Consider the following 17,368-nt stretch of genomic DNA (forward strand, 5'->3'; position numbering starts at 1 on the left):
CCGAGACTTCAGAGACCGTCATGACGCCCAAGCCCGCCGCCAAGCCCGCTCGCCCCTGGTTTTCGGCCGGGCCGACGGCCAAGCGTCCGGGCTGGTCGCTGGCGGGGCTGCCGACCAATCTGATGGGCCGGGGCATCCGCGCGCCGGAGGTGGTCGAGCGCTTCGCCCATGGGCTGAAGCTGACGCGCGAGGTGCTGAGCCCGCCGGACGACTATGTGCTGCTCTATACGCCGGGGTCGGACACGGGCGCGGTCGAGGCGGCGCTGTGGTGCATGCTGGGTGAGCGGCCGGTGCAGGTCGTCGCCTATGAGAATTTCGGCCAGGTCTGGGCGACCGATGTGCGCGACCATCTGAAGCTGGAGCCGGAAGTGCTGACGGCTCCCTGGGGCGAACTGCCGGACCTGTCCCAGGTCGATCCCAAGAAGGACGTGGTGTTTCCCTGGAACGGCACGACCTCGGGCGTGCGCGTGCCGAACGGCGACTGGATCGCTGATGATCGCGAGGGGCTGACCATCTGCGACGCGACCTCGGCGGCGTTCGCGATGGACCTGCCGTGGGACAAGCTGGACGTGACGACCTTCAGCTTCCAGAAGGCGCTGGGCGGCGAGGCGGGCATCGGTCTGATGGTGTTGTCGCCGCGCGCCGTGGCGCGGCTGGATGCGTATCGTCCGGACCGGGCGGTGCCCAAGGTGCTGCGGATCGTCGACAAGAAGGGCTTTGACCGGACCCTGGCGGACGGGGTGGTGATGAACACCTTTTCGGTCCTGACCATCGAGGACTGGATCGATGCGCTGGACTGGGCCAAGGCCGTGGGCGGATTGCCCGCACTGATCGCGCGTACCGACGCCAACTATGCGGCTCTGGCCGAGTGGGTGGAGCGGACCGATTGGATCGACTTCCTGCCGCAGCGCCCCGAAATCCGCTCGACCACTTCGGTCTGCCTGAAGTTCGTCGATCCGCGCATCGCGGCGATGGACGAGGCTGGACAGAAGGCCTTTGTGAAGCGGTTCAAGGCGCTGCTGGAGGACGAGGGGGCGGTCTATGACATGGAGCCCCATCGCTATGCTCCGCCGGGTTTGCGCCTGTGGTGCGGCTGCACGATAGAGACGGCGGACGTCGTGGCCGCGACGCCGTGGCTGGAATGGGCGTTCCAGACGGCGGTCGGTGAACGGGTCGGATAATTCTGCGGCCCATTCCGTGCCCTTTGGGGGGCGACTCCGGACGATTCAGGGGTTATAGGCTCCCACCGCATTCTGGATTGCGGAGAAACGATCTTGGCGAACGTCGCAGTAGTCGGCGCCCAATGGGGCGACGAGGGCAAAGGCAAGATTGTCGACTGGTTGTCGAACCGGGCCGACATGGTCGTGCGGTTCCAGGGCGGCCATAACGCCGGGCATACGCTGGTCGTCGACGGCAAGGTCTACAAACTCGCATTGCTGCCGTCGGGCGTGGTGCAGGGCAAGCCTTCGATCATCGGCAACGGCGTGGTCGTGGACCCCTGGCACCTGGTCGGCGAGATCGAGAAAATCCAGGCGCAGGGCGTGGCCATCACCCCCGACATCCTGACCATCGCCGACAACGCCTGCCTGATCCTGCCGATCCATCCGGCGCTGGACGTGGCGCGCGAGGCGGCCGCCAGCGCGCCGGGCGCCAAGATCGGCACGACCGGCCGCGGCATCGGCCCGGCCTATGAGGATAAGGTCGGCCGCCGCGCCATTCGCGTCTGCGACCTGGCCAATGAAGACGACCTGAAGATCAAGATCGACCGCCTGCGCTCGCACCATGATCCGCTGCGCGCGGGTCTGGGGCTGGAGCCGATCGATCCGGCGGCGCTGCTGGCGCAACTGCTGGAGATCGCGCCGAAGATCCTGCCTTACGTCAAACCGGCGTGGCGCGTGCTGGACGCCGCGCAGAAGGCGGGCAAGCGCGTGCTGTTCGAGGGGGCGCAGGGCGCCTTCCTGGACGTGGATCACGGCACCTATCCCTATGTGACCAGCTCCAACACCATCGCCGGACAGGCGGCGGCAGGGTCGGGCGTCGGCCCGCGCGGCGTTGGATACGTGCTGGGCATCGTGAAGGCCTATACGACCCGCGTGGGCGAAGGCCCCTTCGCCTGCGAGCTGAACGACGAGGTCGGCGAGCATCTGGCGGTCGTCGGCCGCGAGGTCGGGGTGAACACGGGCCGGGCGCGCCGCTGCGGCTGGTTCGACGCGGTGCTGGTGCGCCAGTCGGTGGCGATCAACGGCATCGACGGCATCGCCCTGACCAAGCTGGACGTGCTGGACGGTCTGAAGACGCTGAAGATCTGCGTCGGCTATCGCATCAATGGCGAGGTGCTGGATTATCTGCCATCGAGCCTGAAAGATCAGGCCTCGGCCGAGCCGGTGTTCGAAGAGCTGGAAGGCTGGACCGAAAGCACGGGCGGCGTCCGCAGCTTCAAGGATCTGAACGCCCATGCGCTGAAGTATGTGCGGCGGATCGAGGAGCTGATCGGCGCGCCGGTGGCCCTGCTGTCGACCAGCCCCGAACGGGACGACACCATCCTGATGCGCGATCCGTTCCAAGGGTAACCCTTGAAACGGAGGCCTGATGCGCGACTCGTTCCAAGGCTAGATTTACATTTTTGGTCGAGGCAACGACGCCTTAACCCGTGAGGCATAGGGTCGGGCTCTGAAATGGAGCTCGTCCCGTGTTCGCCCTAGACGCCAAAACGATACAGAGGATCGCGCCGGTGGTTCGGCGCGTGCTGATCGTTGACCCCAATCCCGCCGCCGCGCGCCTGCTGATGGACCTGTTGAAGGGGTTCGGATCGCGCGAGATCGTGGTCGAGGGCGACGAGGCGCGGGTGCTGGACCTGGCGCGCGAGATGGAGCCGGGCCTGATCTGCACCGAACGGGCGGGACCGAAGCTGGACGGCGAGGCCCTGGTGCGGCGTATCCGTCGCTCCAGCCTGTCGTGCCGACGCGCGCCGATCATCATGGTGACGGCCGAGGCGACCGCCAGCGCCATCAAGGGCGCGCGCGATTCCGGCGTACACGAGTTCTTGAGAAAGCCCTTCACCAGCGGCGACCTGCAACGGCGGATCGAGAACCTGGCGACTAAGCCGCGCGATTGGGTCGAGGCGGTGGGCTATGTCGGGCCGGATCGGCGACGCTTCAACTCGGACGATTACGCCGGGCCGCAGAAGCGCAAGGCGGACAAGCCGCGTTCCGGCGCGGAGGCCGCGGTGGCGGTCAAGGATCAGGCGATGCGGATCCTGTTCTCGGCCCTGACGCAGTTCGACAGCGATCCGATGCAGGCCGTGCGGGCCATCAAGCAGCAGGCGGAGACGCTGAAGGCCCTGGCCATCAAGACCGGTGATGCGCCGCTGGCGATCGCCGCGGCGGGGCTGGATACGGTGCTGGCCGCCGGCGCGCCGACCAAGGCCGCCCTGACGGCGCCGGTTCAGGCGGTGCTGAAGCTGGCGCCGCCCGAGACCCTGGCGCGGGCGGGGTAGGGAGGAGACGGGTCGACGTCAGGCGTCGACCAGGTTCCGTTCCTCAGCCGCCGCGCGCATGGCTTTCTGCAGCTTTTCGAAGGCGCGCACCTCGATCTGACGCACGCGCTCGCGGCTGACGCCGTACTGGCCGGCGAGTTCCTCCAGCGTGACCGGGTCGTCCTTGAGGCGGCGCTCGGTCAGGATGTGCTTCTCGCGGTCGGTCAGTTCCTCCATGGCCTCTTGCAGCAGGCTCATGCGGATCGACTTTTCCTCGTTTTCGGCTAGTTGAGTCTCCTGGCTGACGGCGTTGTCGTCGGCCAGCCAGTCCTGCCACTCGCTTTCGCCGTCCGCGCGCAGCGGGGCGTTCAGCGAGGCGTCGCCGCCGAGGCGGCGGTTCATGTTGGTGACTTCTTCTTCCGACACGCCCAGCTTGGTGGCGATGGCCGCCAGGTGTTCCGGGTGCAGGTCGCCTTCCTCGAAGGCCGAGATCTGGCTCTTGGCCTTGCGCAGGTTGAAGAACAGCTTCTTCTGCGCCGCCGTGGTGCCCATCTTCACGAGCGACCAGGAGCGCAGGATGTATTCCTGAATGGACGCGCGAATCCACCACATGGCGTAGGTCGCCAGGCGGAAGCCCTTGTCGGGATCGAATTTCTTGACGGCCTGCATCAGGCCGACGTTGCCCTCGGAGATCACCTCGCCGATCGGCAGGCCGTAGCCGCGATAACCCATGGCGATCTTGGCCACGAGGCGCAGGTGAGAGGTCACGAGACGGTGGGCGGCTTCAGGATCCTGGTGTTCGCTCCACCGCTTGGCGAGCATGAACTCCTCATCCTTGGTCAGCATGGGAAACTTACGGATTTCCGTAAGATAACGGGACAGTCCCTGTTCAGGCGACATTACCGTCAGCGTATTGTTGGCCATATGGTCCCTCCGGCTGCATGAGCTGGCGCTACGGTTCCGACCACATGACGTGCATCATCACCTCGCCCCTCAACTGACAAGATGGGAATCCGTTGCCCGAAGCGAAAGGGGCGGATTGTCCCAATTCGGCGGCGACCCCTGGTCGTTCACCGTGACGGATTATCTAGCACAGATATTGTTGCTAATAAAGCGGGCAGTTTGGCGCAGCCGCGACGCCGGGGCAGAGCGTCAGAGCTCGGCCAGCAGGGCTTCCAGCCGTTGCATATCCTCGGGCGGGGCGGTTTCGAAGCGCAGCGCCTGGCCGGTGACGGGATGGACGAAGCCGAGGACGGCGGCGTGCAGGGCCTGGCGTTTCAGGCCCGACTCCTCGACGGCGGCGCGGACAGGGGCGGCGGGACTGCCTGAGCCGTAGACGGGATCGCCGAGCAGGGGCGAGCCCTTGGACGCCATGTGGACGCGGATCTGGTGGGTGCGGCCGGTGTGCAGGGTGCAGGCGACGCGGGCCGCCAGGGGGGCGTTGGAGGCCTTGGCGGGGCGGCCGAATGTCTGCTGAACCACATAGTCGGTGATGGCCTCGCGTCCGCCGGAGCGTAGCACGGCCATCTTCTTGCGGTCGCCGCTGGAGCGGCCGATCTGGGTCTGGATGCGGCCTTTCTCGGGCGTGGGCGCGCCGCGCGTGAGGGCCACATAGGTGCGCTCGATGTCGTGGGCGGCGAACAGGGTGGACAACCCTGCATGAGCGCGGTCGGATTTGGCGGCGACCATGACGCCGGAGGTGTCCTTGTCGAGGCGATGGACGATGCCGGGACGGGCCACGCCGCCGATGCCGGACAAGCTGTCGCCGCAGTGGGCCAGGAGGGCGTTGACCAGGGTGCCGGTCTCGCAGCCGGGCGCGGGGTGGGCGGCCATGCCGGGAGCCTTGTCGATGACGATCAGGTCGGCGTCCTCGAACAGGACGGTCAGAGGGATGACCTCGGGTTGAGGCGTGGCCGGGGCGACCGGCGGCAAGGCGACGGCATAGAGGCCAGGCTGGGCCTTGGCCGAACCGTTGGAGATCGCCTGACCGTCGCGGGTCACGGCGCCTTCGGCCAGCAGGGCCTGAAGCCGGGCGCGCGACAGGGTCGGGAAGGCCTCGGCCAGGGCCTTGTCCAGACGCACGCCGGGGGCGTCGATGCGCGCGTTAAGCACGTCCGGCGTTTCGTCGTCTTCCATCAGCAAAGGTTCATCGGCCATAGTGTGAAATAGCATGGCTTGCGTGAAGAGGCGTCATCGGACCTCAGGCGCGGCCTGCTATGGAGAAGACTAAATGAAGTTGCTCCCCGCCGCCGTCATTGCGGTATCGAGCGTCGTCCTGTTGTCGGGCTGCGCCACGATGAGCGAAGGCCAATGCATGGTCGGCGACTGGGGCGGGCAGGGCTATCGCGACGGTGCGGAAGGGCGTCCGTCCAGCCGTCTGGATGACCACGCCAAAGCCTGCGCCAAGCACGGCGTCAGCCCGAACATGAGCGCCTATATGTCGGCGCGCGAGGACGGACTGCGGACATACTGCACCTGGGAGAACGGTTTCCGCGCGGGGCGTGCGGGCGGAACCTATCAGGGCGTCTGTTCCCCGGCTGAAGAGCGGGCCTTCGTGCCCGCGCATCGCGACGGGCGGCAATTGTATGAGGTCGAGCAGGCGGTCTCTTCGGCCGAAAGCGCGCTGAACTCGGCGATCCGTCGCATCGAAAGCCGCGAGGACAAGCTGGACGCCAAGCGGCGCGAACTGCGTCAGGAAGGCCTGACCTCCGAAGAGCGCCAGCGTATCCGCAACCGCATTCGCGAGGTCGAGGGCGAACTGGACGACGCGCATCGCTCCGCGCGCCGGGCCGAAGACGACCTGCGCTATGCCGAGGTCGAGCTGCGGGCGTTGCGACGCATGCTGGATGGTCGTTACGGCGTCTGGTGAAAATGAAGACGCCCGCTTCCGGTCGACGGAGGCGGGCGTTTCAATCTGATCAGACTGCGACCGGCGATCAGCCGATGCGCGGGTCCAGTTCGCCGCCGGCGTAGCGCTTGGCCATCTGGGCCGTGGACAGCGGCTTGATCTTGGAGGCCATGCCTTCGCAGCCGAACTGCAGGTAGCGCTCCTGGCACAGCTTGCGCATGGCTTCCTTGGCGGGCTTCAGATAGGCGCGGGGGTCGAACTCGCCCGGCTTCTCGGCCAGCAGCTTGCGGATGGCGCCGGTCATGGCCATGCGGTTGTCGGTGTCGATGTTCACCTTGCGCACGCCGTTCTTGATGCCGCGCTGGATCTCCTCGACCGGCACGCCCCAAGTCTGGGGCATCTGGCCGCCGTAGGCGTTGATGATGTCCTGCAGGTCCTGCGGCACCGAGCTTGATCCGTGCATCACCAGGTGGGTGTTGGGCAGGCGGCGATGGATTTCCTCGATCACGTTCATGGCCAGGACTTCGCCGTCCGGTTGGCGCGTGAACTTGTAGGCGCCGTGCGAGGTGCCCATGGCGATGGCCAGGGCGTCGACCTTGGTGGCCTTGACGAAGTCGACGGCCTGATCCGGGTCAGTCAGCAGGGCCGAGTGGTCCAGCTTGCCTTCGAAGCCGTGGCCGTCTTCGGCCTCGCCCATGCCGGTTTCCAGCGAGCCCAGCACGCCCAGTTCGCCCTCGACCGAGACGCCGCACGAGTGGGCCATCTCGGTGACGCGGCGCGTCACGTCGACGTTGTACTCGTAGGAGGCGGGGGTCTTGGCGTCTTCTTCCAGCGAGCCGTCCATCATCACCGAGGTGAAGCCGTACTGAATGGCGGTGGCGCAGGTGGCCGGGCCGTTGCCGTGGTCCTGGTGCATACAGACCGGGATGTGCGGATACAGTTCGGCCAGGGCGTCGATCAGCTTGGCCAGGACGACGTCGTTGGCGTAGGAGCGGGCGCCGCGCGAGGCCTGGATGATGACCGGCGCGTTGACGGCGTCAGCGGCCTCCATGATGGCCAGGCCCTGCTCCATATTGTTGATATTGTAGGCGGGAAGGCCGTAGTCATGTTCCGCCGCGTGGTCGAGCAGTTGTCGCAGCGTGATGCGCGCCATGGATAGTCTCCTGAACCGTTATAAGATTTTGCCGGAGGTCTTAGCCGTTCGGGCGGGGGAAGTCACGCCGATGTGACGAGACGTCGGCGTGGTGGACTTTGGGCGCCCAGGCCTTATGTGGTCGGCGCCTGAAGAGCGTCAGACCAAGGAGCGGCGATGAGCCAGAACAATGATGCGCTGGATGAAGACGGCGGCGGCTTCGATGTCGACGACTGGTCGCGGCTGACGCCCTTTGCCGGAGCGGTGGCGACGCTGGATGACGTTCAGGCGGGCAAGGCGGTCTTCGCCCTGGGCGACACCGAAGAGGCGCGCGTCATCGATATGGAACTGCCCCAGCCGGTCATCTGGTGGGAAGACGACGGCGAGCAGGCGGCTGTGATCGTTCAGGCTGAGACCCATGTCGGGCCTGACGGTGAACTGATGGAGGTGCTGGGCCTGATCCTGCCCGACGGCGGCGGGGCGGTGGCCCTGCTGGACGACGTCGATCTGGTAGACGACACCGATCCGACGTGGCGCGATCTGGTCGCGCGGGCCGTCGATATGGACGGCGAAGATTGAAACTTTGAGCATCAGGGGCGAGGGCCGCGAACAGCCCTCGCCTTGATGGTTGTCGCTTAAGCGGCGCGCAGGGCCTCGACGCCCGGCAGCACCTTGCCTTCCATCCATTCCAGGAAGGCGCCGCCCGCAGTGGAGACGAAGGTCATGTCGTCGGCCGTGCCCGCGTGGTTCAGGGCCGCGACCGTGTCGCCGCCGCCGGCCACGGCGACCAGCTTGCCGGCCTTGGCCAGTTCGGCGGCGTGCTTGGCGGCCTCGACCGTGGCCTTGTCGAAGGGCGGAACCTCGAACACGCCCAGCGGGCCGTTCCAGATCAGCGTCTTCGACAGGTCCATGGCGCGGTTCAGGCGGGCGACGGTTTCCGGCCCGGCGTCCAGGATCAGGTCGTCGGCGGCGATGCGGTCCAGAGCGCGGACGCCCGACTCGATGCCCGGCTTCACGCCCTTGGCCACCACCACATCGACCGGCAGCAGCAGTTCGCAGCCCTGACGGCGGGCCTCTTCGATAATTTCGCGGGCGGTGTCGGCCAGATCCTTCTCGCACAGCGAACCGCCGACATCGACGCCCTGGGCGAACAGGAAGGTGTTGGCCATGCCGCCGCCGATGGCCAGGTAGTCCAGCTTGGCGACCAGGTTCTTCAGCAGGTCCAGCTTGGTCGAGACCTTGGCCCCGCCGACGATGCCGATGACCGGCTTTTGCGGCGCGCCGAGGGCGGCGTCGAGCGCCTGAAGCTCACGCTTCATCGCCTCGCCCGCATAGGCGGGCAGCAGGCGGGCCAGACCTTCGGTCGAGGCGTGGGCGCGGTGCGCGGCCGAGAAGGCGTCGTTGACGTAGAGGTCGCCCAGTTCCGCCAGCTGGGCGGCGAAGGCCGGGTCGTTCTTTTCCTCGCCCTTGTGGAAGCGGACGTTCTCCAGCAGCAGCACGCCGCCGGCGTCCAGATCGGCCACGGCGGCCTTGGCGTCATCGCCCACGCAGTCGTCAGCGAAGCGGACGGGGCCGTGCAGCAGCAGCTCCAGCGGCTCGACCACAGGCTTCAGGCTCATCGACGGCACGCGCTCGCCCTTGGGACGGTCGAAGTGGGCCAGCAGGACGACCTTGGCGCCGGCTTCGCGCAGGCGGTGGATGGTCGGCAGGGCGGCCTTCAGACGGGTGTCGTCGGTGACGTTCCCGTCCTCCATCGGCACGTTGAAGTCCACGCGGACCAGGGCGGCCTTGCCCGAAAGGTCGGAAACGTCGTCGAGGGTGCGGAAGGTCATCGGTGATCCGTCTTTTGGTCTGGGGCGGCGAGCCCGTCGTCTTGAAACAAGGGGCTCTCAGCCGTTCGGCGAGAGCCCCTCATAGGTCAGCGGTCTGTCAGGCGCGAGGCCGGATCAGAGGAACTTGGCCATCACCAGGGCGGTGTCGGCCATGCGGGTCGCGAAGCCCCACTCGTTGTCGTACCAGGTCAGGACGCGGGCCAGCTTGCCGTCGACGACCTGCGTCTGGGGCAGGGCGGCGGTCGAGGAGGCGGCGACGTGGTTCAGGTCGATCGACACCAGCGGATCGGTGGTCGTGGCCAGGACGCCGTTCATCGGGCCGTTGGCGGCGGCCAGCAGGGCGGCGTTGATTTCCTCGACCGTGACTTCGCGACCGGCGACGACTTTCAGGTCGACGACCGAGACGTTCGGGGTCGGGACACGGATGGACGAGCCGTCCAGCTTGCCCTTCAGTTCCGGCAGGACCAGGCCTAGGGCCTTGGCGGCGCCGGTCGAGGTCGGGATCATGCTGAGGGCGGCGGCGCGGCCGCGGTACAGATCCTTGTGCATCGTATCCAGCGTCGGCTGGTCGCCGGTGTAGGCGTGGATGGTGGTCATGTAGCCACGCTCGATGCCGAACAGGTCGTGCAGCACCTTGGCCACCGGGGCCAGGGCGTTGGTCGTGCACGAGCCGTTGGACACGACGATGTCGTCGGCCGTCAGGGTCTCATGGTTGACCTTGAAGACGATGGTCTTGTCGGCGCCGTCGGCCGGGGCCGAGACCAGCACGCGCTTGGCGCCCGCCTTCAGGTGAGCCGAGGCCTTGTCCTTCGAGGTGAAGATGCCCGTGCATTCCAGGGCGATGTCCACCTTCAGCTCGGCGTGCGGCAGGTTGGCCGGGTCGCGCTCGGCCGTGACCTTGATCTTGCCGGTGCCGACGTCGATCCAGTCCTCGCCGGTCGTGACCGTGCCGGGGAAGCGGCCGTGCACCGAGTCATAGCGGAACAGGTGGGCGTTGGTCTCGACCGGGCCCAGGTCGTTGATCGCCACGACCTCGATGTCCTTGCGGCCGTGCTCGACGATCGAGCGGAGGACGAGGCGGCCGATGCGGCCGAAGCCGTTGATGGCGACGCGAACGGTCATGGGGCGGGGTCTCCAGAGCAGGGGCGATTATGATGGGCGCCTTAGTGGGACGGAGCGCGCGCAGTTGCAACCCCGTCGCCGTAACAAGGTATGATCGCCTGTAACCGTCCGAGGACGGTCAAGCCGCCTCAGCAGCAGCGAAAGCCGCCGCCTTCGCCGAAACGCCGGGCTTCATGCAGGCGGAAGAAGGCGGTGCGGTCCAGCGGCTCTTGATCCGGATGGGTGACGGCCGTGTGGGCGACATAGGCGTCATAGTCCGGCTGGCCGATCATCAGCCCGGCGGTGCGGCGGGCGTCCTTGCCCCACCGCACCAGCGTATCCCGGCAGGCGCAGAGCAGGTCCGCGCCGCCGGTTGATGCCGAGGATGACGACGACCTAAGCACGGGCGATGTCCATGGCCTCGTCGGCCAGGGTCAGCTCGTGCGCGGCCGGGGTCTCGACCACGGTCGGCTGCTCGGACTTCAGCGCCTTGAGGCAGGCCCCGACGCCATAGACCACGACCGTCAGCACCACGAACAGGAAGCCCGCGGTCAGCGCCGAGTTGACGTAGTCGTTGATGATGACCCGGTGCATGTCGCCGATGGTCTTGGCCGGGGCCAGGATGTCGCCGGCGGCCATGGCGTCCTGATACTTCCGCGCGTGAGCCAGGAAGCCGATCTTCACGTCGGGATGGAACAGCTTCTGCAGCCCCGCCGTGACCGTGCAGATCAGCAGCCAGACCGCGGGAACCGTCGTGGCCCAGGCGAACCTCTGCCGCTTCATCTTGAACAGGACGACCGTGCCCAGGATCAGGGCGACCGCCGCCAGCATCTGGTTGGCGATGCCGAACAGGGGCCACAGGCTGTTGATCCCGCCCAGGGGATCGACCACGCCGGTATAGAGGAAATAGCCCCACAGGCTGACCGTCAGGGCCGTGGCCACGACGTTGCCGGTCCAGGACTGGGTCTGGCGCATCTTGGGCACGGCCATGCCCAGCAGATCCTGGATCATGAAGCGGCAGACGCGGGTGCCCGCATCGACGGTGGTTAGGATGAACAGGGCCTCGAACAGGATGGCGAAGTGATACCAGAAGGCCATCATGGCCTTGCCGCCGATGACGCCCGACAGGATGTGCGCCATGCCGACGGCCAGGGTCGGCGCCCCGCCCGCGCGCGACAGGATGGAGTGTTCGCCGACGTCCTTGGCCAACTGCTCCAGCTCGGCCGGAGTGATGTGGAAGCCCCACTGGGCCACGGCGGCGGCGGCCGAGGCCGCATTGTCGCCGATCACGGCGACCGGGCTGTTCATGGCGAAATAGACGGCCGGGTCCAGCACGGTGGCGGCGATCAGGGCCATGGTGGCCACGAAGCTTTCGCACAGCATGGCGCCGTATCCGATCAGCGGGATCTGGTTCTCGTTTTCCAGCAGCTTGGGCGTGGTGCCGGACGAGATCAGGGCGTGAAATCCGGACACGGCCCCGCAGGCGATGGTGATGAACAGGAAGGGGAACAGAGCGCCCGAGAAGACCGGGCCGCTGCCGTCGATGAAGGGGGTGATGGCGGGCATCTGCACGTGCGGGCGCACGATCAATATGCCGATGGCCAGGGCGACGATGGCGCCGATCTTCAGGAAGGTGGACAGATAATCGCGCGGCGCCAGCAGCAGCCACACCGGAATGACCGAGGCGATGAAGCCATAGGCCATCATGGCCAGCGCCAGCGTGGTGCCCGACAGAGTGAAGGCCGGACCCCAGAAGGGATCGGCCGCTATATGGCCGCCGCCGATGATGGCCAGGACCAGCAGCACCACGCCGATCACCGACACCTCGCCCACACGACCGGGCCGCAGATAACGGGTGTACAGGCCCATAAAGATGGCGATGGGAATGGTGGCGGCGACGGTGAAGGTGCCCCACGGGCTCTCAGCCAGGGCCTTGACCACCACCAGCGCCAGCACGGCCAGGATGATGACCATGATCATCAGCACCCCGACCTGGGCGATGACGCCGGGGATCGGACCCATCTCGGTGCGGACCATGTCGCCCAGCGAGCGGCCGTCGCGGCGGGTCGACATGAACAGGACGATCATGTCCTGCACGGCCCCGGCGACGACGGCGCCGACCAGAATCCACAGCACGCCGGGCAGATAGCCCATCTGCGCCGCCAGCACCGGCCCGACCAGAGGCCCTGCGCCCGCGATGGCTGCGAAGTGGTGGCCGAAGAGCACGTTGCGCGGCGTCGGGACGTAATCCAGCCCGTCGTTGTGCCTGACGGCGGGCGTGGGCCGCCTTGCGTTCAGGCCCAGGACCTTTCCGGCCAGATAGCGGGCGTAGAAACGGTAGGCGATGGCGTAGACGCACAGCGCCGCAACCACGATCCACACGGCGCTGATGCTTTCGCCCTGGTGCAGGGCGATGACGGCGAGGGACACGGCCCCCAGGATGGCGATGGCGCCGAATATCAGCGCCGTCTTGAGCTTGCCCATGGCGAACGGTCCTCCGGGTCGACTGGGTGCGACCTTTCGCCTTTTTTGAACCTTAATCGCGCGCGGCGCCAATCGACAAAAGTCGAAGAAGCGGTGCGGGAGACGTCAGGGCTTCACCACCCGCACCTTGCCCGCCGCCTCGGTCGCGCGCTGGCGGGCTTCGTCGGTGTCCGCGCCGCGGGCCAAGGCCACGCCCATGCGACGGCGTTCGAAGGCTTCGGGCTTGCCGAACAGGCGCAGGTCGGCGGTCGGGACCGACAGGGCCTCGGCCACGCCCTCAAACACCACGCCCTCGGCCTCCATCCCGCCGTAGATGACAGCGCTGGCGCCCGGCTCGCGTAGGGTGACGTCGACCGGCAGGCCCAGGATGGCGCGGGCGTGCAGGGCGAACTCGCTCATGACCTGCGTGGCCAGCGTCACCAGCCCGGTGTCGTGCGGGCGCGGCGACACCTCCGAGAACCAGACCTCGTCGCCCTTCACGAACAGCTCTACGCCGAACACGCCGAGACCACCCAGCGCCTCGGTCACCTTGGCGGCGATGGCCTGCGCCGCCTTCAGCGCGGCGGAGCTCATGGCCTGCGGCTGCCAGCTTTCGACATAGTCGCCCTTCTGCTGGCGGTGGCCGATGGGGGCGCAGAAGTCGGTGCGGATGGCGCCGTCACGCAGCGACCGCACCGTCAGCAGGGTGATCTCATAGTCGAAGTCGATCCGCCCCTCGACGATGACGCAGCCGCCCGCGACCCGGCCCGACGCTTCCGCATAGGCCCAGGCGTCGGCCACGCCCTCGGGGCCTTCGACATAGGACTGACCCTTGCCCGAGGACGACATCACCGGCTTGACGAAGCAGGGGAAGCCGACGGCCTTGGCGCCCGCCGCCAGTTCCTCGGCCGAGACGGCGAAGGCGTAGGGGCTGGTCGGCAGGCCCAACTCCTCGGCGGCCAGACGGCGGATGCCCTCGCGGTTCATGGTCAGTTGCGTCGCCCGCGCGGTGGGGATGACGCGGGCCAGACCCGCCGCCTCGATGCCGGCCAGTACGTCGGTGGCGATGGCCTCGATCTCAGGCACGATGATGTGCGGGGCTTCAGCCAGGATGACGCCGTTCAACACCTGGGCGTCGGTCATGGGGATGACATGGCTGCGGTGCGCTACCTGCATGGCGGGGGCGTTGGCGTAGCGGTCGACCGCGATCACCTCGGCGCCGAGGCGTTGCAACTCGATGGCCACCTCCTTGCCCAGCTCGCCCGAGCCTAGCAGCATGACGCGCGTGGCGTGGTCGGTAAGCGGCGTGCCGATCTTCATGGCGTCAGGCTCCAGCAGCGGGTTCGATCAGGTCCCAGGCGTTGCCGTAGAGGTCTTCGAAGACCGCCACCTTGCCATAGGCCTCGTGACGGGGCGTTTCGCGGAAGACAACGCCGGCCTCTAGCCAGGCGGCGTGGTCGCGCATCAGGTCGTCGGTGTAGAGAAACAGCCAGACGCGGCCGCCCGCCTGATCACCGATCCGGGCGATCTGTTCCGGCGTCGCGGCGCGGGCCAGCAGAAGCGAGGTCTGGCCGCCTTTGGGGGTGACGCGAACCCAGCGTTTTGCGCCGCCCATGTCGGTGTCTTCGCTGAGATCGAAGCCCAGCTTGCCGACGTAGAAGGCGATGGCCTCGTCGTAGTCGCGGACCAGCAGGCTGACGGCCCCGAGGTGGCTCATGGTGCAGGGACCGCATAGAGGCGGCGGAAGGCGTCCAGAGCGGCGCCGTGATAGATGGTGGCGTGGCTCTCGTTCGGGCGCGGGGTGAAGTCCCATTTGACGCCGGGCAGGGCGTGGTCGCGCAGGTTGGCGGTCAGCACATCCATCGGCGCCTGCATCATTTCGCCCTCGTCGCCGAGCGTCAGGATCAGGGTGCGCGGGTCGTTGGAGTGATCGCGCAGATGGGCGCCCGCTTGCCGCGCCAGCTTGCCGCCGTCCCACCACAGGCTGGGGCTGACGGCGACATAGGCGTCGAACGTCTGCGGCTCTTTCAGGAAGGTCTCGACCACGAACAGGCCCGCCAGAGACTCGCCCATCAGCGCCGTCTCGCCGCTGGTGCGCAGGCGGCTTTCGATGAAGGGCTGGACCTCTTCGGCGATGAAGCGGCGGAAGCGGTCGGAATGGCCCTGCGTCGGATAGCGGGCGATCAGTTCGGCGTCGTCGGTCGGCAGGGCCAGCTCGTTGCGGCGGTCGACCGAGGCGATGCCCACGACGATGACGTCGCGCGTCGTGCCGACGATGGTCCCCAGTTGGGCGATGCCGGAGATGTGGTGAAAGTCCTGATCCTGTCCGCCGTCCAGCACATAGAGGACCGGATAAGTCTGGCCGCTTTCAGCATAGCCGGGCGGCAGCCAGACGTTGATCTCGCGCGTCTGGTTCATGACGGCTGAGGGCAGGGCGTAGGAGCGGCCGATGACGATGGGCGTCTCGGCGACGGCGGGCGCGTCCTCGGCCGATGCGGCGAGGGCGGTTGCGCCGCCCGCCATCGACAAGCCGAGGCTCAGGACGAGGGCGAGACGGCGCATGGGGCTTACAGCCGGGCCTTGGCGGCTTCGACCACGGCCTCGGCGGTGATGCCGAACTCGCGGTAGAGGACTTCGGCCGGGGCCGAGGCGCCGAATCCGGTCATGCCGACGAAGCCGCCGTCCTCGCCGATGAAGCGTTCCCAGCCTTGCTTGATGGCGGCCTCGACGGCGACGCGGACGGTGCCGCGGCCGATGACGGCGTCCTGATAGGCCTTGGGCTGCTGCTCGAACAGGGCGAAGCAGGGGACCGAGACGACGCGGGTGGGCACGCCTTCGGCCTCCAGCGCCTCGGCGGCCTTCAGGGCCAGGGCGACTTCGGTGCCGGTGCCGAACAGGGTGACTTTCGCTGCGCCGTTGGCGGCCTTCAGCTCATAGGCGCCCTTCCTAGAGAGATTTTCGCCCGCGTCGGTCACGCGCACGGCCGGGGTCTTCTGACGCGACAGGCACATGGCGGTCGGCGCGGTCTTGTGCTGCAGGGCGACCTGCCAGCACTCCAGAGCCTCGACCGTATCGGCGGGGCGCATGGTCAGCAGGTTGGGGATGGCGCGCAGGGCCGCCAGATGCTCGACCGGCTGGTGCGTTGGGCCGTCTTCGCCCAGGCCGATGCTGTCGTGCGTCAGAACGTGGACCACGCGCACGCCCATCAGGGCGCCCAGACGGATCGCCGGGCGGCTGTAGTCCGCGAACGCCATGAAGGTGCCGCCGTAGGGGATGACCCCGCCGTGCAGCGCCAGACCGTTCATCGCCGCGGCCATGCCGAACTCGCGGATGCCGTAGTTCAGGTAACGACCGGCATAGTCCGGCGCGTCCATGATCTGGGTGTTCTTGACGAAGGTGTTGTTCGAGCCGGTCAGGTCGGCCGAGCCGCCGACCATTTCGGGGATGGCGTTGAACACCGTCTCCAGCGCCTCGCCCGAGGACTGGCGGGTGGCCAGCGCGGGCTTGTCCTCGACCAGTTGCTTCAGCTTGGCGTCCAGCGCCTCGAAGGCGCCGGTGGGCAGGTCGCCCGCCATGGCGCGGGTGAAGTCGTCGCGGTGGTCGTGGTTCAGCAGGCGGGCTTCCCACGCCTTGCGGGCCTTGGCACCCTGCTTGCCGACCTTGGCCCAGGCGGTCTTGATCCCTTCGGGCAGTTCAAACGGCTCGAACGGCCAGTTCAGCGCCTGGCGGGTCGCCGCGATCTCGGTCGCGCCCAGGGCGGCGCCGTGGGTCTTGTGGCTGCCTTCCATGGTGGCGGCGCCCTTGCCGATCTTGGTCTTGCAGGCGATCAGCGTCGGCTTGTCCTGCTTGACGGCCCAGGCCAGGGCCTTCTGGATCTGCTTGTAGTCGTGGCCGTCGACGGCCTTGACCGCCCAGCCCGAGGCCTTGAAGCGGGCCAGCTGATCGGTGGCGTCCGACAGCGACACCTTGCCGTCGATCGTGATCTCATTGTCGTCCCACAGGACGCACAGCTTGTTCAGCTTCAGGCGGCCCGCCAGGGCGATGGCCTCCTGCGACACGCCTTCCATCAGGCAGCCGTCGCCGGCGACGACCCAGGTGCGGTGATCGACCAGATCCTTGCCGAAACGCGCCGCCAGATGCCGCTCCGCCAGGGCGAAGCCGACCGAGGTGGCCAGACCCTGACCCAGGGGGCCGGTGGTCGTCTCGATCCCCGCCATGTGGCCGTATTCCGGGTGGCCGGCGGTCTTGAACCCCCACTGGCGGAAATTTTCCAGCTGCTCCTTGGTCGCGTCCTTGTAGCCCGTCAGGTGCAGCAGGCTGTAGATCAGCATCGAGCCGTGACCGGCTGACAGGATGAAGCGGTCGCGGTCGGCCCAGTCGGGGCGGCTGGCGTCGAACTTCAGGAATTTCGAGTAGAGGACGGTGGCGACGTCGGCCATGCCCATCGGCATGCCGGGGTGGCCGCTCTTGGCCTTTTCGACCGCATCCATGGACAGCACCCGGATGGCGTCGGCCAT

Annotated in this window: 16 protein-coding genes; 5 read left to right on the forward strand and 11 right to left on the reverse strand. The window is 67.5% G+C overall.

Features of this window, described 5'->3' with window-relative positions; all coding sequences use genetic code 11:
• Positions 1 to 20 precede the first annotated feature (20 nt).
• The 3 genes from AC3IPP_RS03970 (at position 21) to AC3IPP_RS03980 (ending at position 3,496) form a co-directional block, all read left to right on the forward strand.
• Entirely contained in the window at positions 21 to 1,181 is a 1,161-nt protein-coding gene (locus AC3IPP_RS03970) for a phosphoserine transaminase (RefSeq protein ID WP_489150448.1), read from the forward strand.
• Between the two features lie 93 nt (positions 1,182 to 1,274).
• Complete coding sequence (locus AC3IPP_RS03975; RefSeq protein ID WP_040345924.1) at positions 1,275 to 2,570, forward strand: adenylosuccinate synthase; 1,296 nt, start codon at positions 1,275 to 1,277, stop codon at positions 2,568 to 2,570.
• A 119-nt stretch (positions 2,571 to 2,689) separates the two neighbouring features.
• Complete coding sequence (locus AC3IPP_RS03980) at positions 2,690 to 3,496, forward strand: response regulator (RefSeq protein WP_087141063.1); 807 nt, start codon at positions 2,690 to 2,692, stop codon at positions 3,494 to 3,496.
• Positions 3,497 to 3,514: 18 nt separating this feature from the next.
• Here the strand turns inward: AC3IPP_RS03980 and rpoH are convergent, their stop codons facing one another.
• Entirely contained in the window at positions 3,515 to 4,399 is an 885-nt protein-coding gene (rpoH, locus tag AC3IPP_RS03985; protein WP_087141064.1) for an RNA polymerase sigma factor RpoH, read from the reverse strand.
• A gap of 228 nt (positions 4,400 to 4,627) precedes the next feature.
• Positions 4,628 to 5,611 carry an RluA family pseudouridine synthase gene (locus AC3IPP_RS03990; protein ID WP_489150449.1) on the reverse strand — a complete coding sequence of 328 codons (984 nt, stop codon included), beginning with the start codon at positions 5,609 to 5,611 and terminating at the stop codon, positions 4,628 to 4,630.
• Positions 5,612 to 5,705: 94 nt separating this feature from the next.
• Here AC3IPP_RS03990 and AC3IPP_RS03995 point away from each other — a divergent pair, with 94 nt between their 5' ends.
• Positions 5,706 to 6,344 (forward strand): DUF2799 domain-containing protein, encoded by a 639-nt coding sequence (locus tag AC3IPP_RS03995; RefSeq protein ID WP_489150450.1) that lies wholly within the window; start codon positions 5,706 to 5,708, stop codon positions 6,342 to 6,344.
• Positions 6,345 to 6,411: 67 nt separating this feature from the next.
• Here the strand turns inward: AC3IPP_RS03995 and fba are convergent, their stop codons facing one another.
• Positions 6,412 to 7,476 carry a class II fructose-bisphosphate aldolase gene (fba, locus tag AC3IPP_RS04000; protein ID WP_489150451.1) on the reverse strand — a complete coding sequence of 355 codons (1,065 nt, stop codon included), beginning with the start codon at positions 7,474 to 7,476 and terminating at the stop codon, positions 6,412 to 6,414.
• Positions 7,477 to 7,632: 156 nt separating this feature from the next.
• Between fba and AC3IPP_RS04005 the strand changes: the two genes are divergently transcribed.
• Positions 7,633 to 8,034: a hypothetical protein gene (locus AC3IPP_RS04005; RefSeq protein WP_489150452.1), complete on the forward strand. Its 402-nt coding sequence runs from the start codon at positions 7,633 to 7,635 to the stop codon at positions 8,032 to 8,034.
• Positions 8,035 to 8,090: 56 nt separating this feature from the next.
• Here the strand turns inward: AC3IPP_RS04005 and AC3IPP_RS04010 are convergent, their stop codons facing one another.
• The 8 genes from AC3IPP_RS04010 to tkt form a co-directional block, all read right to left on the reverse strand.
• Positions 8,091 to 9,287 carry a phosphoglycerate kinase gene (locus AC3IPP_RS04010; protein WP_489150453.1) on the reverse strand — a complete coding sequence of 399 codons (1,197 nt, stop codon included), beginning with the start codon at positions 9,285 to 9,287 and terminating at the stop codon, positions 8,091 to 8,093.
• Between the two features lie 114 nt (positions 9,288 to 9,401).
• Complete coding sequence (gap, locus tag AC3IPP_RS04015) at positions 9,402 to 10,409, reverse strand: type I glyceraldehyde-3-phosphate dehydrogenase (RefSeq protein WP_489150454.1); 1,008 nt, start codon at positions 10,407 to 10,409, stop codon at positions 9,402 to 9,404.
• Between the two features lie 128 nt (positions 10,410 to 10,537).
• Positions 10,538 to 10,720 (reverse strand): YbdD/YjiX family protein, encoded by a 183-nt coding sequence (locus AC3IPP_RS04020; protein WP_489150455.1) that lies wholly within the window; start codon positions 10,718 to 10,720, stop codon positions 10,538 to 10,540.
• A 64-nt stretch (positions 10,721 to 10,784) separates the two neighbouring features.
• Complete coding sequence (locus AC3IPP_RS04025; protein WP_489150456.1) at positions 10,785 to 12,872, reverse strand: carbon starvation CstA family protein; 2,088 nt, start codon at positions 12,870 to 12,872, stop codon at positions 10,785 to 10,787.
• 105 nt (positions 12,873 to 12,977) lie between these two features.
• Positions 12,978 to 14,171, reverse strand: a complete 1,194-nt coding sequence (purT, locus tag AC3IPP_RS04030) for a formate-dependent phosphoribosylglycinamide formyltransferase (protein WP_489150457.1) — start codon at positions 14,169 to 14,171, stop codon at positions 12,978 to 12,980.
• 4 nt (positions 14,172 to 14,175) lie between these two features.
• Positions 14,176 to 14,568: a VOC family protein gene (locus tag AC3IPP_RS04035; protein ID WP_489150458.1), complete on the reverse strand. Its 393-nt coding sequence runs from the start codon at positions 14,566 to 14,568 to the stop codon at positions 14,176 to 14,178.
• Complete coding sequence (locus AC3IPP_RS04040; RefSeq protein WP_489150459.1) at positions 14,565 to 15,413, reverse strand: alpha/beta hydrolase; 849 nt, start codon at positions 15,411 to 15,413, stop codon at positions 14,565 to 14,567. The genes AC3IPP_RS04035 and AC3IPP_RS04040 overlap by 4 nt, the downstream gene beginning before the upstream one ends.
• A 5-nt stretch (positions 15,414 to 15,418) precedes the next feature.
• A complete protein-coding gene (gene tkt / locus AC3IPP_RS04045) occupies positions 15,419 to 17,368 on the reverse strand; it encodes a transketolase (RefSeq protein ID WP_489151035.1) in 1,950 nt (649 codons plus the stop codon).

This window comes from Brevundimonas sp. KH_060 (assembly GCF_057838275.1).